The following is a 14,876-nucleotide window of genomic DNA, read 5'->3' as shown; positions in this document are numbered from 1 at the left end:
ACCGGGCGCCGCCCTCGCCGTACCCGCGCATGCGGCCCGTCACAGCCGCCACGCCCTCGCTGTCAACGCCCGGCCCCCACCACCCTCCCGTACTGCTCCCGCACCTCCAGGTACCGCAGCAGCTCCGCCGCCACCGGATCCAGCACCCGGGCCCTTCCGCACCCGGCCGCCGCCTTGCGTAGTCGGCGTTCCGCCTCCAGGCCATAGCGACGGGCCGGGCCACGGGCCGCCATCCGGCAGCTCCACTCGACCAGCGGACCGCCGACGATGCCGATCACCATCAGCAGCACCGGCACGCCCAGGTTCGGCGACATGACCTGGAAGATCTGGCCCAGCAGCCACAGGCCGCCCAGGAACTGAAGGATCGTCATGGAGGCCTGGGACAGCACAGCCACCGGCCACCACCCCGGGCGCGGCGGCCGCCCCGTCGGCACTCCCGCGCGGACTGTCAGCTCGTCCAGCGCCTCGGGCAGCCCCTGGGAACCGCGGACGGCCGCCTCGCGCACCGCCTGCGCCCAGGGCACGGGCAGCCCGGCCGAGGCCCGGTCGGCCACCGTACGGACCGCCTGCTCGACGCGCTGTCGCGCGGTCGCCTCCTCGTCGGCCTGCGTGCGCGAGGGCAGCCGGCCCGTGGTGGCCTCGCCGTGGTCCTGGTACCAGCGCCACAACCGCAGCCAGGGCGTACCGCACGCGCGGTTGGCGTTGCGCAGCCACGCCCGTTCGGCCGCCTCGCCCGCCGCCGTGGCGCCCACCGCGTCGGCGAGCCGGTCAGCGAACTCCTCCCGGGCCTGCTCGCTGAGCCCCGTCCGCCGCCGGGTGGCGTAGACGGGCCACAGCCGCCCCGCCGCGACGTCCACATCGGCCGAGACACGGCGGGCAGGCGCCCCCCGCTCCCCTACGAACTGGCCGAGCGCCTCACGCAGGTCCCCGATGCCCTCCCCGGTGAGCGCGGACACCGGGAGCACGGTCGTACCCGGTTCGCCGTACTCGCCGAGGGCGATGCCGTCCTCGTCAAGGAGTCGCCGCAGATCGTCGAGGACCTGATCGGCGGCCTCCCCGGGCAGCCGGTCGATCTGGTTGAGGACCACGAACATGACCTCCGCGTGGGCGGCCATCGGTCGCAGATAGCGCTCATGGAGGACGGCGTCGGCGTACTTCTCCGGGTCGACGACCCAGATGACCGCGTCGACGAGCGCAAGGATGCGGTCCACGTGCTCGCGGTGCTGTACGGCCGCCGAGTCGTGGTCGGGCAGGTCGATCAGGACCAGCCCGTTCAGCCGGGACTCCGCGTCCGCGGTCGGCAGCGGCCGCCGGCGCAGCCGGGGCGGGATGCCGAGCCGTTCGATGAGGCTCGCCGCCCCGTCGCTCCAACTGCACGCGATGGGCGCCGCGGTGGTGGGACGGCGTACTCCGGTCTCCGAGATGGCCACGCCGGCGAGCGCGTTGAACAGCTGTGACTTGCCGCTGCCGGTGGCGCCCGCGATGGCGACGACGGTGTGCTGCCCGGAGAGCCTGCGCCGTGCGGACGCCTCGTCGAGCACCCGGCCCGCCTCCGACAGCGTCCTGCTGTCGAGCCGCGTACGGGAGAGCCCCACGAGTTCGCGCAGCGCTTCGAGGCGCGAGCGCAACACCCCGTCGTACACCAGTGGTCTCATCGCGGGCGGGGCGGCGGACCTGCTGTCCGCGACGGCGAACTGTCCTCCGTCCGGCATCTCGTTGACGCGGCGCGCGATGAGCCCGTCGTCCCAGGCGCCCGTGGAGTCCGTACAGGCGTCCTGCACGCGCGCGTGGGGGTCGTTGCCCACGCGCGCGTGCTGGGCAGCCTGAGAGGCGCGCGCGGAGGGGCTCCCGGCGGATCCTGCCTTGTCCCCGTCGCCCGGCTGATCGGCGTGCTCGGTGTGGTCCTGGTCAGTGACAGCGGTCACCGGTCACCTCTCCTTCTGCAGTACGGACAGCGCGGCGATGAGTTCGGCCTGGTGCTCTGGGTGGACGTCGAGCGCGTCGAGCGGTGCGAGCCGGCGCTCGCGTTCGGCGTACAGGACCCGGTCGACGTGCTGGGTGAGCAGCCGGCCGGCGCGGTCGCGCAGGCGCAGTGCGCCGTGGGCGCCGATCCGCTCGGCGAGCCCCTCCCCCGCCATCCGGCCCCGGCGGCCGCCCAGCAGGCCGGTGGCGACCAGGGCGGCGACCAGCTCGGGGTCGGGCGCGACGTTGCGCTCGAGTTCGCCCACCTCGTCCTCGGCGTACTCCTCGAGCTCCCGCCGCCACCGCCGTACGGCCAGCCCGATCCGGTGCTCGGCGCTCTCCGCCGCGGAATCGCGCGGCGCGAGCTCCGGCGCGGCCGCGGCCGGTTCGCGCCGCCAGGCGTCGTCGACGCGTTCGTCGGCGGCGGTGACGGCGCACAGCAGCAGCGCGCTGAGGCTCTCCACGAGCGCGTCGAGGAGCTCTCCGGCGGTGCAGTCCAGGGGGAAGGCACGCCACCGCTTGAGCGCGTCCCCGGCGAGCACCGCACCGGCCTGCAACCGGCCCCGCACACGCTTGTGCTCGCTGTCGTACGCCCCCTCCACGGCGCTGGTGAGCCGCAGCGCGGCCGAGTACTGCGCGGCTGCGGCGCCGGCCAGCTCGGGCATCCGGGACTTGAGCGAGTCGAGGACGCCGTACGCCGTGCGGGCCAGGACCTGCTGCCGGGCCTGCGGCTCCTGGGCCTGGTGGATCAGCCAGGTGCGCAGCTGGGCTACGGCGCTGACCGGCAGGAGGCCGCCGCCGAAGGCAGACTCGGGCAGCTCGGGCACGGTGAACCGCGGCACATGTCCGAGACCGGCCTTGGTGAGCAGCGCCCCGTACTGCCGCGACACCTCGGCGACCACCTGGTGGGGCACCCGGTCGAGCACGGTGACGAGGGTGACGTCGTACTCCTTGGCGGTGCGCAGCATGTGCCAGGGCACGGCGTCGGCGTAGCGGGCGGCCGTGGTGACCATGACCCAGATGTCGGCCGCGCAGATGAGCTCGGCGGCCAGGACACGGTTGTCGGAGACCAGGGAGTCGATGTCGGGCGCGTCGAGCAGGGCGAGGCCGGGCGGCAGCGTCTCGGCGCTCTCGATGCGCAGCACCCGCGCGGGGTCCTCGCCGGGGAGCAGCAGGTCGTCCGTGTGGTTCTGCTGGGGTGCCCACACGCGCGTGAGGTCGGGCAGCACCCTCATCCCGCCGAACCAGTGATGGTCCTCCGGATGGCAGACCAGTACGGGGGTCCGGGTCGTCGGCCGCAGCACGCCGGCCTCGCTGACCCGTCGCCCCACGAGGGAGTTGACCAGCGTCGACTTCCCGGCTCCGGTGGATCCGCCCACGACGGCCAGAAGCGGTGCTTCGGGGTCCCGCAACCGGGGCACCAAGTAGTCGTCGAGCTGCGCGAGCAGTTCGTCGCGGTTGGCACGCGCGCGTGGGGCCCCCGCCAGGGGCAGCGGGAAGCGTGCGGCGGCGACACGGTCGCGCAGGGCGGAGAGTGCGTCGAGCAGCTGAGGCCTTACGTCCAAGGTCACCACATGTGAAGAATGCCCAATTTTAGGGGAATTCTGAAGCATATGAGCATGTCTGCGCGCCGACAGGACACAAGGGATGGAAGGGGCGACTGGGACACAGGCACACTCCAGGCATAACGAGTGCACAACACCCGATGCCTCTGACGCCAAAAGCGGTGCACGATTCGTACCTGCCTGCGATTATCAGGACCGCTTCACCGAACCTCCACATCGAGCCACGGAGGCGAAGCAACAGGGGCAAGGACGCGGGAGCCCTATCCTTGTCCCCGGCAACGTCACGGATCAGCCCACACCAGGGCACCAAGACAGAGGCCACCACACCCGGCCCCCGTAGCTCAGTGGATAGAGCAGGCGCCTTCTAAGCGCTTGGCCGCAGGTTCGAGTCCTGCCGGGGGCGCAAGTCTCCGCCCTCCCTTTGGGGAGGGCTTTTTGCTGGTCAAGGTGCATGCCAGGCGGCATGGTGAAGCCCCGGACGCCCTCCCGATGATCAAGGGCGGGCTCCGGGGCTGTCCGGCTGTTACCGGGTTTTTGCGGGTGGCCGTGTCGAATACGTGTCGAAGTTTCTGCGGGCCGCGAGGTCAGTCGGCGGACGGCCGCTCGGGGAGATCTCCAGCAGCTTCGAGCCGCCTCTTCAGGTCAGGAAGCTGGCCCTCGATGCATCGGGCGTAGGTCGCCAGGAGCACGGCAACGCTGTTCCCGGCCCACTCGGCCACCTGGGCGGGTGGGATCCCGTCGTTCAGCCACTTCGTCAGGCGCGTGTTCCTGTTGTCGTACACGCGCCGTCCGGTGGGCGACTCGAAGACGTGCGGGGGCAGTACGGCCTTACGTGCGCTGCGCCATGCCCGGCGGATGACGGAACCGGCGAGGATGCCGCCCGACTCGCCTTGGAACAGCAGGTCACCAGGCTTGAGCTGTTCGCCCTCGATGTGCTGGCGAAGGATGCGGGTCAAGGCGGGATGTCCAGGGACAGTGCGGGTCTCGCCCTCCGCACGGCCTTTCAGGTCGCGTTGTTCGTGGATCTCCCCCGTGTCGGTCCACTGCTTTCCGACCTCGGGAGTAGCGGTGTGGATCAGCAGCTCACACCACTGGTCGGCGGCGTCGAGCTCGGGCAGGGTCACGTCCTCTACGCGCATGGCCACGGCTTCCTCGGGACGTGGGCCGCAGTAGTACAGCGTGGCGAAGAAGGCGTGAAGTCGCTCACCACCGCGCGGCCGGCGCCGTATCCAGTCGAGGATCGCTGCCGCCTGCTCAGCGTTCAGCAGGGATCGCTTGTCCACGGCGTTGGTGGTCTTCACGGCGGCCGTCGACTCCTTCCCCTTGGGGAGCGGGTTGGTCCGCAGGATGCGCCGCCGGACGGCGTACTTCATGGCGACGTTGAGGATCCGGCGGTTGCGCTTGCGGGACCAGGCCGCCGCTTGCTTGCCGTCGAGGCGGGTGTCGATGGCGCGCAGGACCTGGTCGGCCTTCTCCGGGTCCTCCCAGGCCGAGACGGGCAGAGAGTTCCGCTCGACCCATCGGAGGATGGCCACCACGTCTCGGGGTGCGTCGGGGCGCCGGTTGGTGTTGAACGCCCACTCACGCAGAGCGGTGCGCACGGCCGGAGGTGCGAACTGGGTGGGCTTGGCTCGCAGCAGCGCGATGGTGGTCGCCGTCAGTGTCTTGGCCATGTTCTTGCGACTGTTGCCGCCGAGCTGAGACCAGCGGGCATCCACGTACTCGACGGCGAACTTGTACCAGGTCATGGCAGCCGACTTGGAGCGGTGTGACACCGGGAGTCCGGTGGCGATGATGAACGCCTCACCCTTGCCGGTGGCCCGGATGAGTTCGGAGCGGAAACCCTCGGCGAGCGCAACGGTGTCGAAGGGCTCACGCCAGCGCTTCCCCGCGACCACCCAACGCACGGTGTACGTGGTCTTCCGGGCCCCCTTATAGGTGAGGATCTTGTAGACCTTCACGTCGTACGTCGTCTCCATCAGGCGGCGTCCTCGCGGTCGTCGAGCCAGTGGTCGAGGTCGCTCCGCCGGATCCGGAGGTCGCCGTTCGGGAGCTTGATGCAGCGCGGTGCGCGACGCTTGGCCCGCCAGTCGTAGAAGGTCGAGCGCGAGACGCCCAGTTCCTCGCAGACCTCCGCGAGGGTGAGCATGGTGCGTGACCGGATGGCCGTGGTCATTCCGTACTCCCTTCGGTCAGGAGGGCGTCGCGGGCGGTCTCGCGGTTGGTCTTGAGGTCGCGGGCGATGGTCGCGGCGAGGGCGGCTTCACCCGGCGAGTGGCCGTGGCCGGCGTACTGCCAGTCCGACAGCACCAGGACGGTGTCCGGCTCGCGGTCGTCGAGGCCGAGGGCTTCTCGTTCTTGGGTCGAGCGGTAGTCGGCGCGTTCCTGGCGGAGGGCGCCGAGGGTGGTGGAGTAGGTGCGCGACTTGGAGGAGAAGTGGCCGCGGAAGCCGAGCATGTGTGCCCAGGCCCACAGGCGCCGGTCCGGATAGAGGCGGTCCAGGTCGCGGCACGCGGTGATGAGCCGCCGGGTGTGGTCGGGGACCTGGTGGCGGTCGAGTTCGGCGAGTTCGCCGATGCGGCGGTCCAGGGTGCCGGTGTTCTCGGCGGCCTTGGTGGCGTACTTGGCGACGTAGGAGGCGACGGCCTGTTCGGTGATGTCGGAGCCGTCGCCGAAGGCCCTTACCGGGCGCACGTCGAGTTGCCGGCCCCATCGGAACGTCCGGATGGGCTGGTCACCGGCAGCCGGGACCGAGACCGACGTGTACGAATGCGCGGCGGCGGCGAGGAGCGCGTCCGTGAGGAGGTCGACCGTGGCCCAGGTGGGCGGCGGCGTCCCGGGCCCCTCCGGGCCGTCGAGGCGTACGACGGCGTGGAAGTGCAGGGCCCCGCGCTTCTGGAACTCGGCGACCTTGCCGTACGAGACCCGAAGGTGGTCGGCGAGTTCCCGGCGGGGCAGGCCGACGCGTGCGGCGAGTTCGCGGCGGAGTCGGGTGGTGAAGCGCTGCCAGAGCTGTCCGGCGTGGTTGTTGAACAGCACGGCGCCCGCGTAGTCGTAGGTGTCCGGGTCGAGGGCAGTGCCCAGCTCCGGGGCGTCGGACGCATGCGAGGTGCCGCAGCGGCAGGTGCCGTGATCGGAGCGGTTGTGGACCGGGCCGAACGACGGAGCCGTGAGGGTGGCGAAGACGCGCGGGTGGTCGCGGACGGTGGCGGGGATGTCGCGTCGGTCGTCTCCGGCGAGTCCGGCGCGGATGAGGTGGTAGGTGTCCCCCGCGTACGTCCAGGCGCAGGCCGGGCAACGGGATGCGCGGCGGTTGCCGCAGGCGAGGCGGAGACGTCCGCCCGGCTCGTTCGCGGTGGAGTAGTGGTGCAGGGTCTCGCCGGTGGTCTTGTCCTTCTGGAGGACCCAGCCGGTGAGGTGGACGGGGTCGGAGCAGCCGCCGGTGCGGCGGACCTGGTCTTCCCACCGGGTGTAGTCGGAGGCCGAGGCCACCCGGAGCACGTCCCCGAGGGTGATCGGGTCGAGCAATGTGTCTGGCGTGGGCGCACTCGGTGTTGAGGGTGAGGCGCGGTGGGCCATGCTGGGTGTTCCTTCCGGTACTTCGGATCGGACAGGGACGGCGCCCGGGCGGCGGATGCTTGGCGGTATCGAGGCCGCCCGGGGGCCGGTCAGCGTCGCTTAGCTTCGGAGGCGAGCAGGGAGCGCAGGACGACCGCGCAGACAGCGACCGAGGCGCCGGTGATGGCAACCGCCAGGAGCATGGAAACCAGGACGGCGCCGAGGACCAGGACGACGGCTGTACCGCCGCCGACGAGGGCGAGCGCGGTGCCGGGGGTGAGTTGGATCGAGGGCCGGGACGGCGTCGGACTCGTCGGGGCGGCCGGCGGGGTCTCTAGGGTCGGGCTGACTGTGGTCGACTCGACGACGGCGGGCGGGGTGCCAAGGCCCGTCGGCGTGGGCATGGTGGGGTTCTTCGGGCGGAACATCGTGGTCTCCTCTCGCGGGCGGATTACTTGACGAGGGCGTTGATGGCCGGGGCGAGGACGCTGTCGGCGAGAAGGAAGCCGCCGAGCAGGATTACGGCGATGAGCCAGGCGGGCGGCCGGATGAGCTTGACTCCGAGGTAGCCGACGACGAGCAGCGCCAGCCAGAGCGGGACCTGCATGACGGTGGCCTCCTAGCGGATGCGGCAGCGGTGGGTGCGGGCGGCGAGCTGGGCGGCGGACTGACTGCCGTAGTCGGAGGACCAGCCGCATCGGTCGGCGGTGCACACGGCGGCGTGCTTGGTCTGGCCGTTGCGGTCGCGGTGGGTGCCGATCTGTACCGGGCCGATGTGCATCACCGAGTGGAAGTGGTCGCGGGCGGGCATGTCAGTGGGTCCCCTTTCGGGCCGTGGTTGGGGCCGGAGAGCCGGAGCGAACACCGGCAGCGGTCAGGCGAGGCGGGCGGCGATGGCGTCGGCAAGGTGAGGTGGGACGCCGAGGCGGGAGCGCAGGGTGTCGGTGTCGATCGGGGCGCCGGTACGGGCGCGGTACTCGTCAGCGACCTTGCGGGCGTGGTCGACCAGGACGGCGGGCACTTGAGGGGCCGGGTCCGCGGCGGGATCCGGAGCCAGAGGGACGGGTGCCGTGGCGAGGGCGGGGGCCGCATCAGGCTCGGGCATGGCTTCCGTGACCGAAGGACGCTGGGCGTCCGGTGCCGGCTGCTCGGTCGGGGGCTCAGCGTCCGACGTGTCCGCGACGGGTGCCGCCGGAACCGGCTCCGACCCCGCAGCTGCCGAGTGTGCAAGGAGCGTGCCGCCGAGGAAGGCGACCGCAGGCCAACCGGCGATGCCGAGGCGGAGGAGGGCGGGCGGGTCGTTCAGGTCGAGGAACCCGGCGGTGGCCACGTTGGCGCCGAGTGAGGCGAACAGCGCGACGAGGAACCAGCACCAGGCCAGCCGGGACGGTCCCTCACTGCGCAGGCGCCGCCAGGCGGCCACCAGGAGCAGGTCGACGCTGACCGGGTAGGCCCACGCCTTCCAGCCGTCCTGTCCGGCAGCGGCGGCCAGATCGTGCAGGTGAGCGAAGGACAGAGCACCGGCGATCACAGCCTGGACCAGCACCGCGTCGACGCGGAGACCGTGGCGGGCGCCCATCAGCAGTCACCCGCGGAGGCGGGACCACCGTCCGAGTCGTAGCCCTCCGGAAACATCCCGGGCGGCGGCTCGGGCAGCGAGACGGCGAGGGACCGGCTGACGGCTTCCACGAAGTCGAGGTCGGCGCCGGGCATGTCGGCGTACAGGGCGAGTTGGCCGAGCAGGAGCACGGTCCGGGCGAAGTCCTCGCAGTTGGGGCACATGGCGGGTTCTCCCTGTCTTTGGGCATGGCGGGGGTAGGGACTTGGCGCGAAGGCGGTCACGCCGACCGGTGGGAGTGAGAGGGATCAGGCGGTGGCCGGGGACGGCTCGGTCGGCCGCAAGGGAGCGTCGGCGGGGCCGGAGAGCGCGGGCCGGTACGGTGCCAGCTCGGGCAGGTCCGGTGTCCGGTCGGCGTGCCGGTTGCAGATGTTCACGGCCTGCCGGAGCGAGGTGTGCGGGGCACGGATGCGGTGCCACCCTCCGGTCGAGTCGCCTGCGATGGCGAGCCCCCGCTTCTCGGCCGGGATCTGGATGGCGGCGAGGACGGCGTCCGGGGCGATGTCGCCGAAGGCCATGTTGGCGGAGGTCTCGTCGTTGACGCGGTGGGCGGTACGGCCGGTGAGCTGGGCGCGGAGCATGGTGATGCCCTTGCCGAGTTCGGAGCCGAAGCGCTGTCCACAGATTTCGAGGTAGATGCCGGCCGCGCGGCCGAGCTGAGCGAGGCGGACCAGGGCAGTGATGATGCGGTCCCGGCGCTTCTCCTCCTCCTTATTGGCGTACAGGGCGAGTTCGGCAACCTCGTCGACCAGGACCACGACCGGGACAGGACGCAGATCGGTCGGCAGGTTCCAGATGTCGGCGGCGATCTCCGCATCGGGCACGTCAGCGGCGATCCGCTGCTGGGCCCGAATGAGCTGATAGGTGCGCTCCATCCGAACCACGAGCGCATCGAGCACTTCGGCGGCGGCGTCGGGATCGTCGGCCAGCGCGGAGAACCGGCGGGCCAGCGGGAACAGCTCGACCCCTTGCTTGCAGTCGATGCCGACGAGGGCGACGTCCATCGGAGCGAGTCCGGCGACCAGGTTGCGCTGGTAGACGGACTTGCCGGACTCCGTGGCCCCGAGGGTGAGGGCGTGGGGTATCGCCCGGTAGTCGCGGTAGTGCACTGAGCCGTCCTGCCGCAGAGCGACCGGCACACGCATCGGCCGGGTCTCGGTCTCGGCCGGCATCTGCACCCGCTTGAGCACGTCGTAGCCGGTCATCCGCACCTCTACGACGCCAGAGCGCAGCTCACGCGAGGTCACGCCGTACATCGAGAACGAGTGCCGGAGCCGGTCCGAGGCGGCAGCGAGGTCGAAGGCGTCCTGCCCGGGCCGGAGCTTGAGCCGCAGGACCAGGCCGGTACGAGTCGGACGCAGCCGCAGGATGCGCGGGGAACGGGACTCCGGTAACGGCCGGTTGGTGGCACGGGCCAGGGCGAGCCGCCACCGCGCAGGCGGAACGGTCAGCCCACACGCGTCCATGACCGAGCCGTACCGGGCCAGGACCCGCACCACGGCCAGCGTGACCCCGAAGGTCAACCAGTACCAGGCGGGGCGCCGCCACCGCAGGAGTCCTACGGCGGCGGCGACCAGCACCAGGGTGACCGTGAAGGCGGTCATGATCAGGCCGCCTTGGACCCTGCGGCGGCGTCGGCGAGCGAGGTGACCGCGATCGCGCGGAACGCGATGCCGTGCCGCTTCTGGCCGTTGAAGTCGTTCTCCCAGGGCCGGGCGATCAGGCCGGTGAGCGCGACCGGCGTGCCCATGGACAGCTCGCCGGTGATCCCGGGCTCCGGGACGGTGACGGACAGGATCTCCACCTCCTCGTTGGCCGCGAACATCACGTCGACCGTCATCAGCTTCGCCCCGGTCTCCATGTCGGTCGCGACCTCACCGGTCCGACGGTCACGGACCTTGACCTGCGGGGACTTGGCAACCATCACGACCGCACCGGCGGTGTCGACGGGGATCTGACGCACAGAGATCACTCCTCTATAGATGCTGGACTTCGTCACTCATGTACATGAGTAACATGAAGAAGAGTGCATCACTCCTGTACATGAGTCAACCCGCCACGAAGAAGAACTCGTGACGGGTTGCGGGAAGTTGAGCGGGCGTCAGTCGGCGGCGGGAATCCGATACTCGAAAACGAACTGGTCAGCGGCCATGAGCGTGTCGCAGACCTCGACCACGAGCCCCGCGGTCGTACGGGCCTCACGGACCAGGTGAACCACCGGCGCACCCGGGCTCAGCGCCAGCTCCGAGGCCTCCGCCTTGGAGGCCGGCCGCGCTTGCAGCGTCTCGACGAACTCCGCGAACTCATGCCCGTGCTCTTCGAGTCGGGCGTAGATGCCACCGCCACCGGGGTTCTCGGCGAACAGCTCCGGGATCTCCTTCACGACCTCCCAGGGGAGGTAGGAGGAGGCGGTCTCGACCGGGGTGCCGTTGCGGAAGTAGAGGCGCCGACGGGCCAGAACCTGCGAGCCGGCGGGGACACCCAGACGTTCGGCGGCATCCTCGGGCGCCTCCATGGGCCCGATGTACAGGACGCTGACCTTGGCGGTGGCGCCGGACTGGGCGGACTCCGCGAGGTAGGCCGCCTGCCCTCCCTGCCGGAGCGAGCGCCGGAAGCGATCGGAGGAGCGGTGCCGCACGGGAGGCCGGTTCTTCACGATCGAGCCCTTGCCGTGCCGGGTCTCGACCAGCCCACTCCCCCGGACCTCGACCATGGCCTTACGGATCGTCCCGCCGGAAACGCCGTAGCGCTCCACCAGCTCGGACTCACTCGGCACCATGTCACCAGGCTTGAGAACCCCCGCCCGGATCTGCTGCACGATTTCTTCCGCGATCTGCACGTACCGAGGCCCGGAACCGACCCCTCCAGCAGCAGTTCCCATAGTCCTTCCCTGCCTCCTATGCTCCTCTACATGAGTCAACCACAGGAAGCGACACCGTCCCCCCTGCACTCCGTATCCGTGGCCGGAGTAGTAGTGCGCGAGGACGGCCGCCTCCTGGCTATCCGCCGAGCCGACAACGGCACCTGGCAACTCCCCGGCGGCATCCTCGAACTCGACGAGACGCCCGAGGCCGGCGTGGCCCGCGAGGTCCTGGAGGAGACGGGTATCCACGTCGAGGTGGACGAACTGACCGGCGTCTACAAGAACCTGACCCGCGGCGTTGTAGCCCTGGTCTTCCGCTGCAAGCCCTCGGGCGGCACCGAACGCACCTCAAGCGAGTCCACGGCCGTCTCGTGGCTTACACCCGACGAGGTCAGCGAGCGCATGTCCGAGGTCTTCGCAGTCAGACTCTTGGACGCCTTGGACGGCAACGGCCCCCACGTGCGGAGCCACGACGGGAAGCGCCTCATCCCAGCGGGATAAGACTTTCTCTACTTCATCAAGGCCCGCGCACGGCGCGGGCGCGCGCCGCCTCTGCGGCGCGGCCTGCCTCCTGTCTCCGCCCCGGCTGGCCGCGCCCGGCAGCGCGCTGCGTGCATGAGGGCAGAGGTAGGAGAAACCCTCTATGGCTGAGGCCGGTCGGCTCCACGGCTTTAGGCAGCCAATTTGGCGCGAGCCTCGAAGATCATGGCCCAAAATCGGGCACTAACGGGCAGCTCACAAACCTGCCCGATCCGCGGGCTAGCGTAATGGGCCATGATCACTCGCGCCAAATCAGCTCCAGCCCAAAGCCGCTCCACCGACCTATACGCGTCACCACGCGGATACGAATAGCCAAGCAATCAGAAAGACTGCGTTCGCAATCGTGGCGCGGAGCGCCAACTTAAAATTTTTGTGCTTCCAATGAGCAATCTGCGCAAGGTTTTTCGCCTGCGCCCAAGCCTCTTCACGTGACTCCAAAGGGCTTAGTGAAGTCAGAACGTGCAAATCAGTCTCACAGAGCCATGGCCATGAATACCGCGAACTGCGTACCGCATGCTGAGTTCTAGGTATCAGAATCTTGGCCACGAAGAAAGCAGCCATGCCGAAGGTCAGACCGAATCCCACGAAGAGCGAAGTACCGATGAAATTGCGGGGCGAATCAAGAAAATCAGTAAGCTGCTTCTTACTGAAAGCATCGAAGGCGGGGCTCATCAGCAGCGCGAGAGTCGGCGCCAGCAGACCCGCCTTTGTATCAGCTGAACGGATCCATTCTCCGACCTGCTCCAGTGTGAAGCGTACATCCTCACCCGGGTCGTGATTCACCGGCGACTCGTCAGGCACGATGGCTTGATGCCTACGCGATCCCGCTCTACGCAACCTCACCATAACCATCCGTCGGCCAGAACCCGCGCATACGCCATTCAGTGTAAGCGGCAAACCAGTGGGCCGCCCAGGCTACCGCAGTGGCCGTGCTGTGGCGTTCAGGGTTCCAGTCACTTGCACCGGCAATGCACAGGGCATCCGAGGTGTAGAGGTGCGGCGGCTTCTTCCAGCGCTTTCCTTCCTGGCGTCCGAGCCGACGTGTAGTTCGAACCGAAGGCAGCGACTTGTTGACTTGCGGGAAGACCGCTACCGGAAACACTCCACGCCCAGTATTGATCTCACCGAAGTAGAAGTAGTCCCCTTCGTCGTCGACCAGAGTAAACGCCGGAAAAGCGGCACGCATAGCCTCTACATCGCTCTGCCTTCCCGCCGGGTCTGTGTTCCACCAGGCCGACTGAAACTCGGAACGAACCGGAGAAGGATCTTCGCCTCCGTGGAACCTGTGAGGCTCCATCTTGGTAATAGGCTGACTTACCGTGTGGGCTCCGTCCAAAACGATGCGACCGTCCACGGTCACGGAGCGCGGCGCATTGATGCCGACATGACGGAGCAGGGTTGGAATACTCATGATGTCTCCATTAGTAACGAATGGCGCTGACCGGTCTGCCAGCTAGGGCTTCTCTGATGCCTGGGATGTGTTGAATGTACGAACCCCACTTCACTTGATAGAAGTCATAGGATTTGGTCTCATCGTCTCTGGTGTATCGCTTCGGGGACTTGTCATGGCGCCACAAGTCATCATCGGGAAGAAGGCGAGCTAGCTCTTCCCCTACAACCACCTCCCAGGAGTGCGCGTACTTCTCACATTTGGCGGCAAAGTTGGCGCTGAAGCCAACAACGTTCACTTCGCTAGCGACCTCACTTCCGATGCGCACAAAGTCGAGCCTCCCGAAATCTGCACCTGCGCGAACCTGTACCGGCCGCATTCCTGACGCTTTGAGCAGAGAGTTGAGCGCATTCCTCGTAGCGTCGAGCGCAAAGGCGCATGCCGTCACAGCAACGCCCGCCGAAATACGATGGTCCTGAACCCTTGGATCACCGAAACATGCGAAGACGCCATCGCCTCGAAAACCGAGCACATAGCCGCCGAAATCCTGGACGGCTAGCGCGATCTGAGTCATGACGGCGGTGTTCAGGCGGAGTACCGACTCAGGCGAATCCCAAAAGGTTCGAGACGTGAACGAGACGAGGTCAATGAAGGCGGTTACGCCGTAACAATACCCACTCTCCCCCAAGCCGAGGTGCTCGAAATCGGTGTGCCCCGTAGAAGGCGACGTAGCTGCTGCGGCACGAGCCTCTTTAGATACCGTCCCGGCGGAGGCCGTGAGCGTGCGATATCGATTAAAAGCGTCGTGAGCGAACTGATCTTGACCCTGCTGACCTGTCCATACCTGCACTACTGACCTCCATGCAAACGTCCGGCATGGTGATCACCAGCCCGAGCATTTCCGATTGTACGCCTGCCTTCGCGATCCATGAGAAGGGAAAACCACATCCCCCGCAAGGAAGGAATGGGTTGCCTTACCTACTCGCAGGTAAGTGGAATGGATGATTTCGGCTTCGCTCGGACCATTCCCAACGGGTGACTGCCTCGAACTCACCAAGGCGGGACCCGTTCGCCAGAATGCACGGGCGCCCTCCCGGGCCGTCCTCGGGTCGTGGAAGGGCGCTCAACGATGACCAACGCCGACAGCTCAGCAGCAGGTCAGGGCGTTGGCCCGTAAGGCTGCCGCAGGTCACGGCCGCCGATGATCAGTCGTGGCTGTGCTGAAGCCTGCTGTGGTCCACACCTCACGCCACCAGTGCGATGCACAACGACTAACGGAGGTCTATAGCGCTGATCTCGGGGTTGCCCAACAGGAGCGGCTGGCGCCACCCAACTCGACGCAGGCCTGAGCCACGCCGGCATGCCCGGGACGATGGGCGA

Annotated in this window: 17 protein-coding genes and 1 tRNA gene; 2 read left to right on the top strand and 16 right to left on the bottom strand. The window is 68.7% G+C overall.

Annotation, left to right across the window (positions count from 1 at the left end):
* Nucleotides 1–62 precede the first annotated feature (62 nt).
* Entirely contained in the window at nt 63–1,925 is a 1,863-nt protein-coding gene (locus ACWIF2_RS30900; RefSeq protein WP_454364140.1) for a GTP-binding protein, read from the bottom strand.
* A 3-nt stretch (nt 1,926–1,928) separates the two neighbouring features.
* Nucleotides 1,929–3,536, bottom strand: coding sequence for a dynamin family protein (locus tag ACWIF2_RS30895; RefSeq protein ID WP_454364139.1), 1,608 nt, complete (start codon nt 3,534–3,536; stop codon nt 1,929–1,931).
* A gap of 321 nt (nt 3,537–3,857) precedes the next feature.
* Here ACWIF2_RS30895 and ACWIF2_RS30890 point away from each other — a divergent pair.
* Nucleotides 3,858–3,930, top strand: a tRNA-Arg gene (locus tag ACWIF2_RS30890).
* A gap of 181 nt (nt 3,931–4,111) precedes the next feature.
* Here the strand turns inward: ACWIF2_RS30890 and ACWIF2_RS30885 are convergent.
* The 11 genes from ACWIF2_RS30885 to ACWIF2_RS30835 form a co-directional block, all read right to left on the bottom strand.
* On the bottom strand, nt 4,112–5,506 hold the full coding sequence (locus ACWIF2_RS30885; protein ID WP_454364138.1) for a tyrosine-type recombinase/integrase: 1,395 nt from the start codon (nt 5,504–5,506) through the stop codon (nt 4,112–4,114).
* Entirely contained in the window at nt 5,506–5,703 is a 198-nt protein-coding gene (locus ACWIF2_RS30880; protein ID WP_261678779.1) for a helix-turn-helix transcriptional regulator, read from the bottom strand. The genes ACWIF2_RS30885 and ACWIF2_RS30880 overlap by 1 nt, the downstream gene beginning before the upstream one ends.
* Nucleotides 5,700–7,106 (bottom strand): replication initiator protein RepSA, encoded by a 1,407-nt coding sequence (gene repSA / locus ACWIF2_RS30875; RefSeq protein WP_454364137.1) that lies wholly within the window; start codon nt 7,104–7,106, stop codon nt 5,700–5,702. Before repSA ends, ACWIF2_RS30880 begins: the two co-directional genes overlap by 4 nt.
* A gap of 89 nt (nt 7,107–7,195) precedes the next feature.
* Entirely contained in the window at nt 7,196–7,513 is a 318-nt protein-coding gene (locus ACWIF2_RS30870) for a SpdD-like protein (protein ID WP_454364136.1), read from the bottom strand.
* A 23-nt stretch (nt 7,514–7,536) separates the two neighbouring features.
* The gene (locus ACWIF2_RS30865) at nt 7,537–7,692 is read right to left on the bottom strand and encodes a hypothetical protein (protein ID WP_243380681.1); all 156 of its coding nucleotides are present in this window, start codon (nt 7,690–7,692) and stop codon (nt 7,537–7,539) included.
* A 12-nt stretch (nt 7,693–7,704) separates the two neighbouring features.
* Nucleotides 7,705–7,896 carry a mobile element transfer protein gene (locus ACWIF2_RS30860; RefSeq protein ID WP_454364135.1) on the bottom strand — a complete coding sequence of 64 codons (192 nt, stop codon included), beginning with the start codon at nt 7,894–7,896 and terminating at the stop codon, nt 7,705–7,707.
* Between the two features lie 63 nt (nt 7,897–7,959).
* The gene (locus ACWIF2_RS30855; RefSeq protein WP_454364134.1) at nt 7,960–8,664 is read right to left on the bottom strand and encodes a DUF2637 domain-containing protein; all 705 of its coding nucleotides are present in this window, start codon (nt 8,662–8,664) and stop codon (nt 7,960–7,962) included.
* Nucleotides 8,664–8,867, bottom strand: a complete 204-nt coding sequence (locus ACWIF2_RS30850) for a hypothetical protein (protein WP_454364133.1) — start codon at nt 8,865–8,867, stop codon at nt 8,664–8,666. Before ACWIF2_RS30850 ends, ACWIF2_RS30855 begins: the two co-directional genes overlap by 1 nt.
* 84 nt (nt 8,868–8,951) lie before the next feature.
* Complete coding sequence (locus tag ACWIF2_RS30845) at nt 8,952–10,307, bottom strand: FtsK/SpoIIIE domain-containing protein (protein WP_454364132.1); 1,356 nt, start codon at nt 10,305–10,307, stop codon at nt 8,952–8,954.
* A 2-nt stretch (nt 10,308–10,309) separates the two neighbouring features.
* Nucleotides 10,310–10,666 carry an SCO3933 family regulatory protein gene (locus ACWIF2_RS30840; protein ID WP_454364131.1) on the bottom strand — a complete coding sequence of 119 codons (357 nt, stop codon included), beginning with the start codon at nt 10,664–10,666 and terminating at the stop codon, nt 10,310–10,312.
* Between the two features lie 138 nt (nt 10,667–10,804).
* Nucleotides 10,805–11,584 (bottom strand): GntR family transcriptional regulator, encoded by a 780-nt coding sequence (locus ACWIF2_RS30835; protein WP_454364130.1) that lies wholly within the window; start codon nt 11,582–11,584, stop codon nt 10,805–10,807.
* An 18-nt stretch (nt 11,585–11,602) separates the two neighbouring features.
* Here ACWIF2_RS30835 and ACWIF2_RS30830 point away from each other — a divergent pair, with 18 nt between their 5' ends.
* Complete coding sequence (locus tag ACWIF2_RS30830; protein WP_454364129.1) at nt 11,603–12,067, top strand: NUDIX hydrolase; 465 nt, start codon at nt 11,603–11,605, stop codon at nt 12,065–12,067.
* Nucleotides 12,068–12,397: 330 nt separating this feature from the next.
* Here ACWIF2_RS30830 and ACWIF2_RS30825 read toward each other — a convergent pair whose 3' ends face one another.
* From ACWIF2_RS30825 to ACWIF2_RS30815, 3 genes are read right to left on the bottom strand one after another with little or no spacing between them, the layout of a single operon-like run.
* On the bottom strand, nt 12,398–12,907 hold the full coding sequence (locus ACWIF2_RS30825) for a hypothetical protein (RefSeq protein ID WP_454364128.1): 510 nt from the start codon (nt 12,905–12,907) through the stop codon (nt 12,398–12,400).
* Between the two features lie 28 nt (nt 12,908–12,935).
* Entirely contained in the window at nt 12,936–13,517 is a 582-nt protein-coding gene (locus ACWIF2_RS30820) for a hypothetical protein (RefSeq protein ID WP_454364127.1), read from the bottom strand.
* A 10-nt stretch (nt 13,518–13,527) separates the two neighbouring features.
* Nucleotides 13,528–14,346, bottom strand: a complete 819-nt coding sequence (locus ACWIF2_RS30815; RefSeq protein ID WP_454364126.1) for an adenylate/guanylate cyclase domain-containing protein — start codon at nt 14,344–14,346, stop codon at nt 13,528–13,530.
* Nucleotides 14,347–14,876: the final 530 nt, after the last annotated feature.

This window comes from Streptomyces sp. NPDC055506, from assembly GCF_053643595.1.
This window is presented reverse-complemented; position numbering and strand designations above follow the sequence as displayed.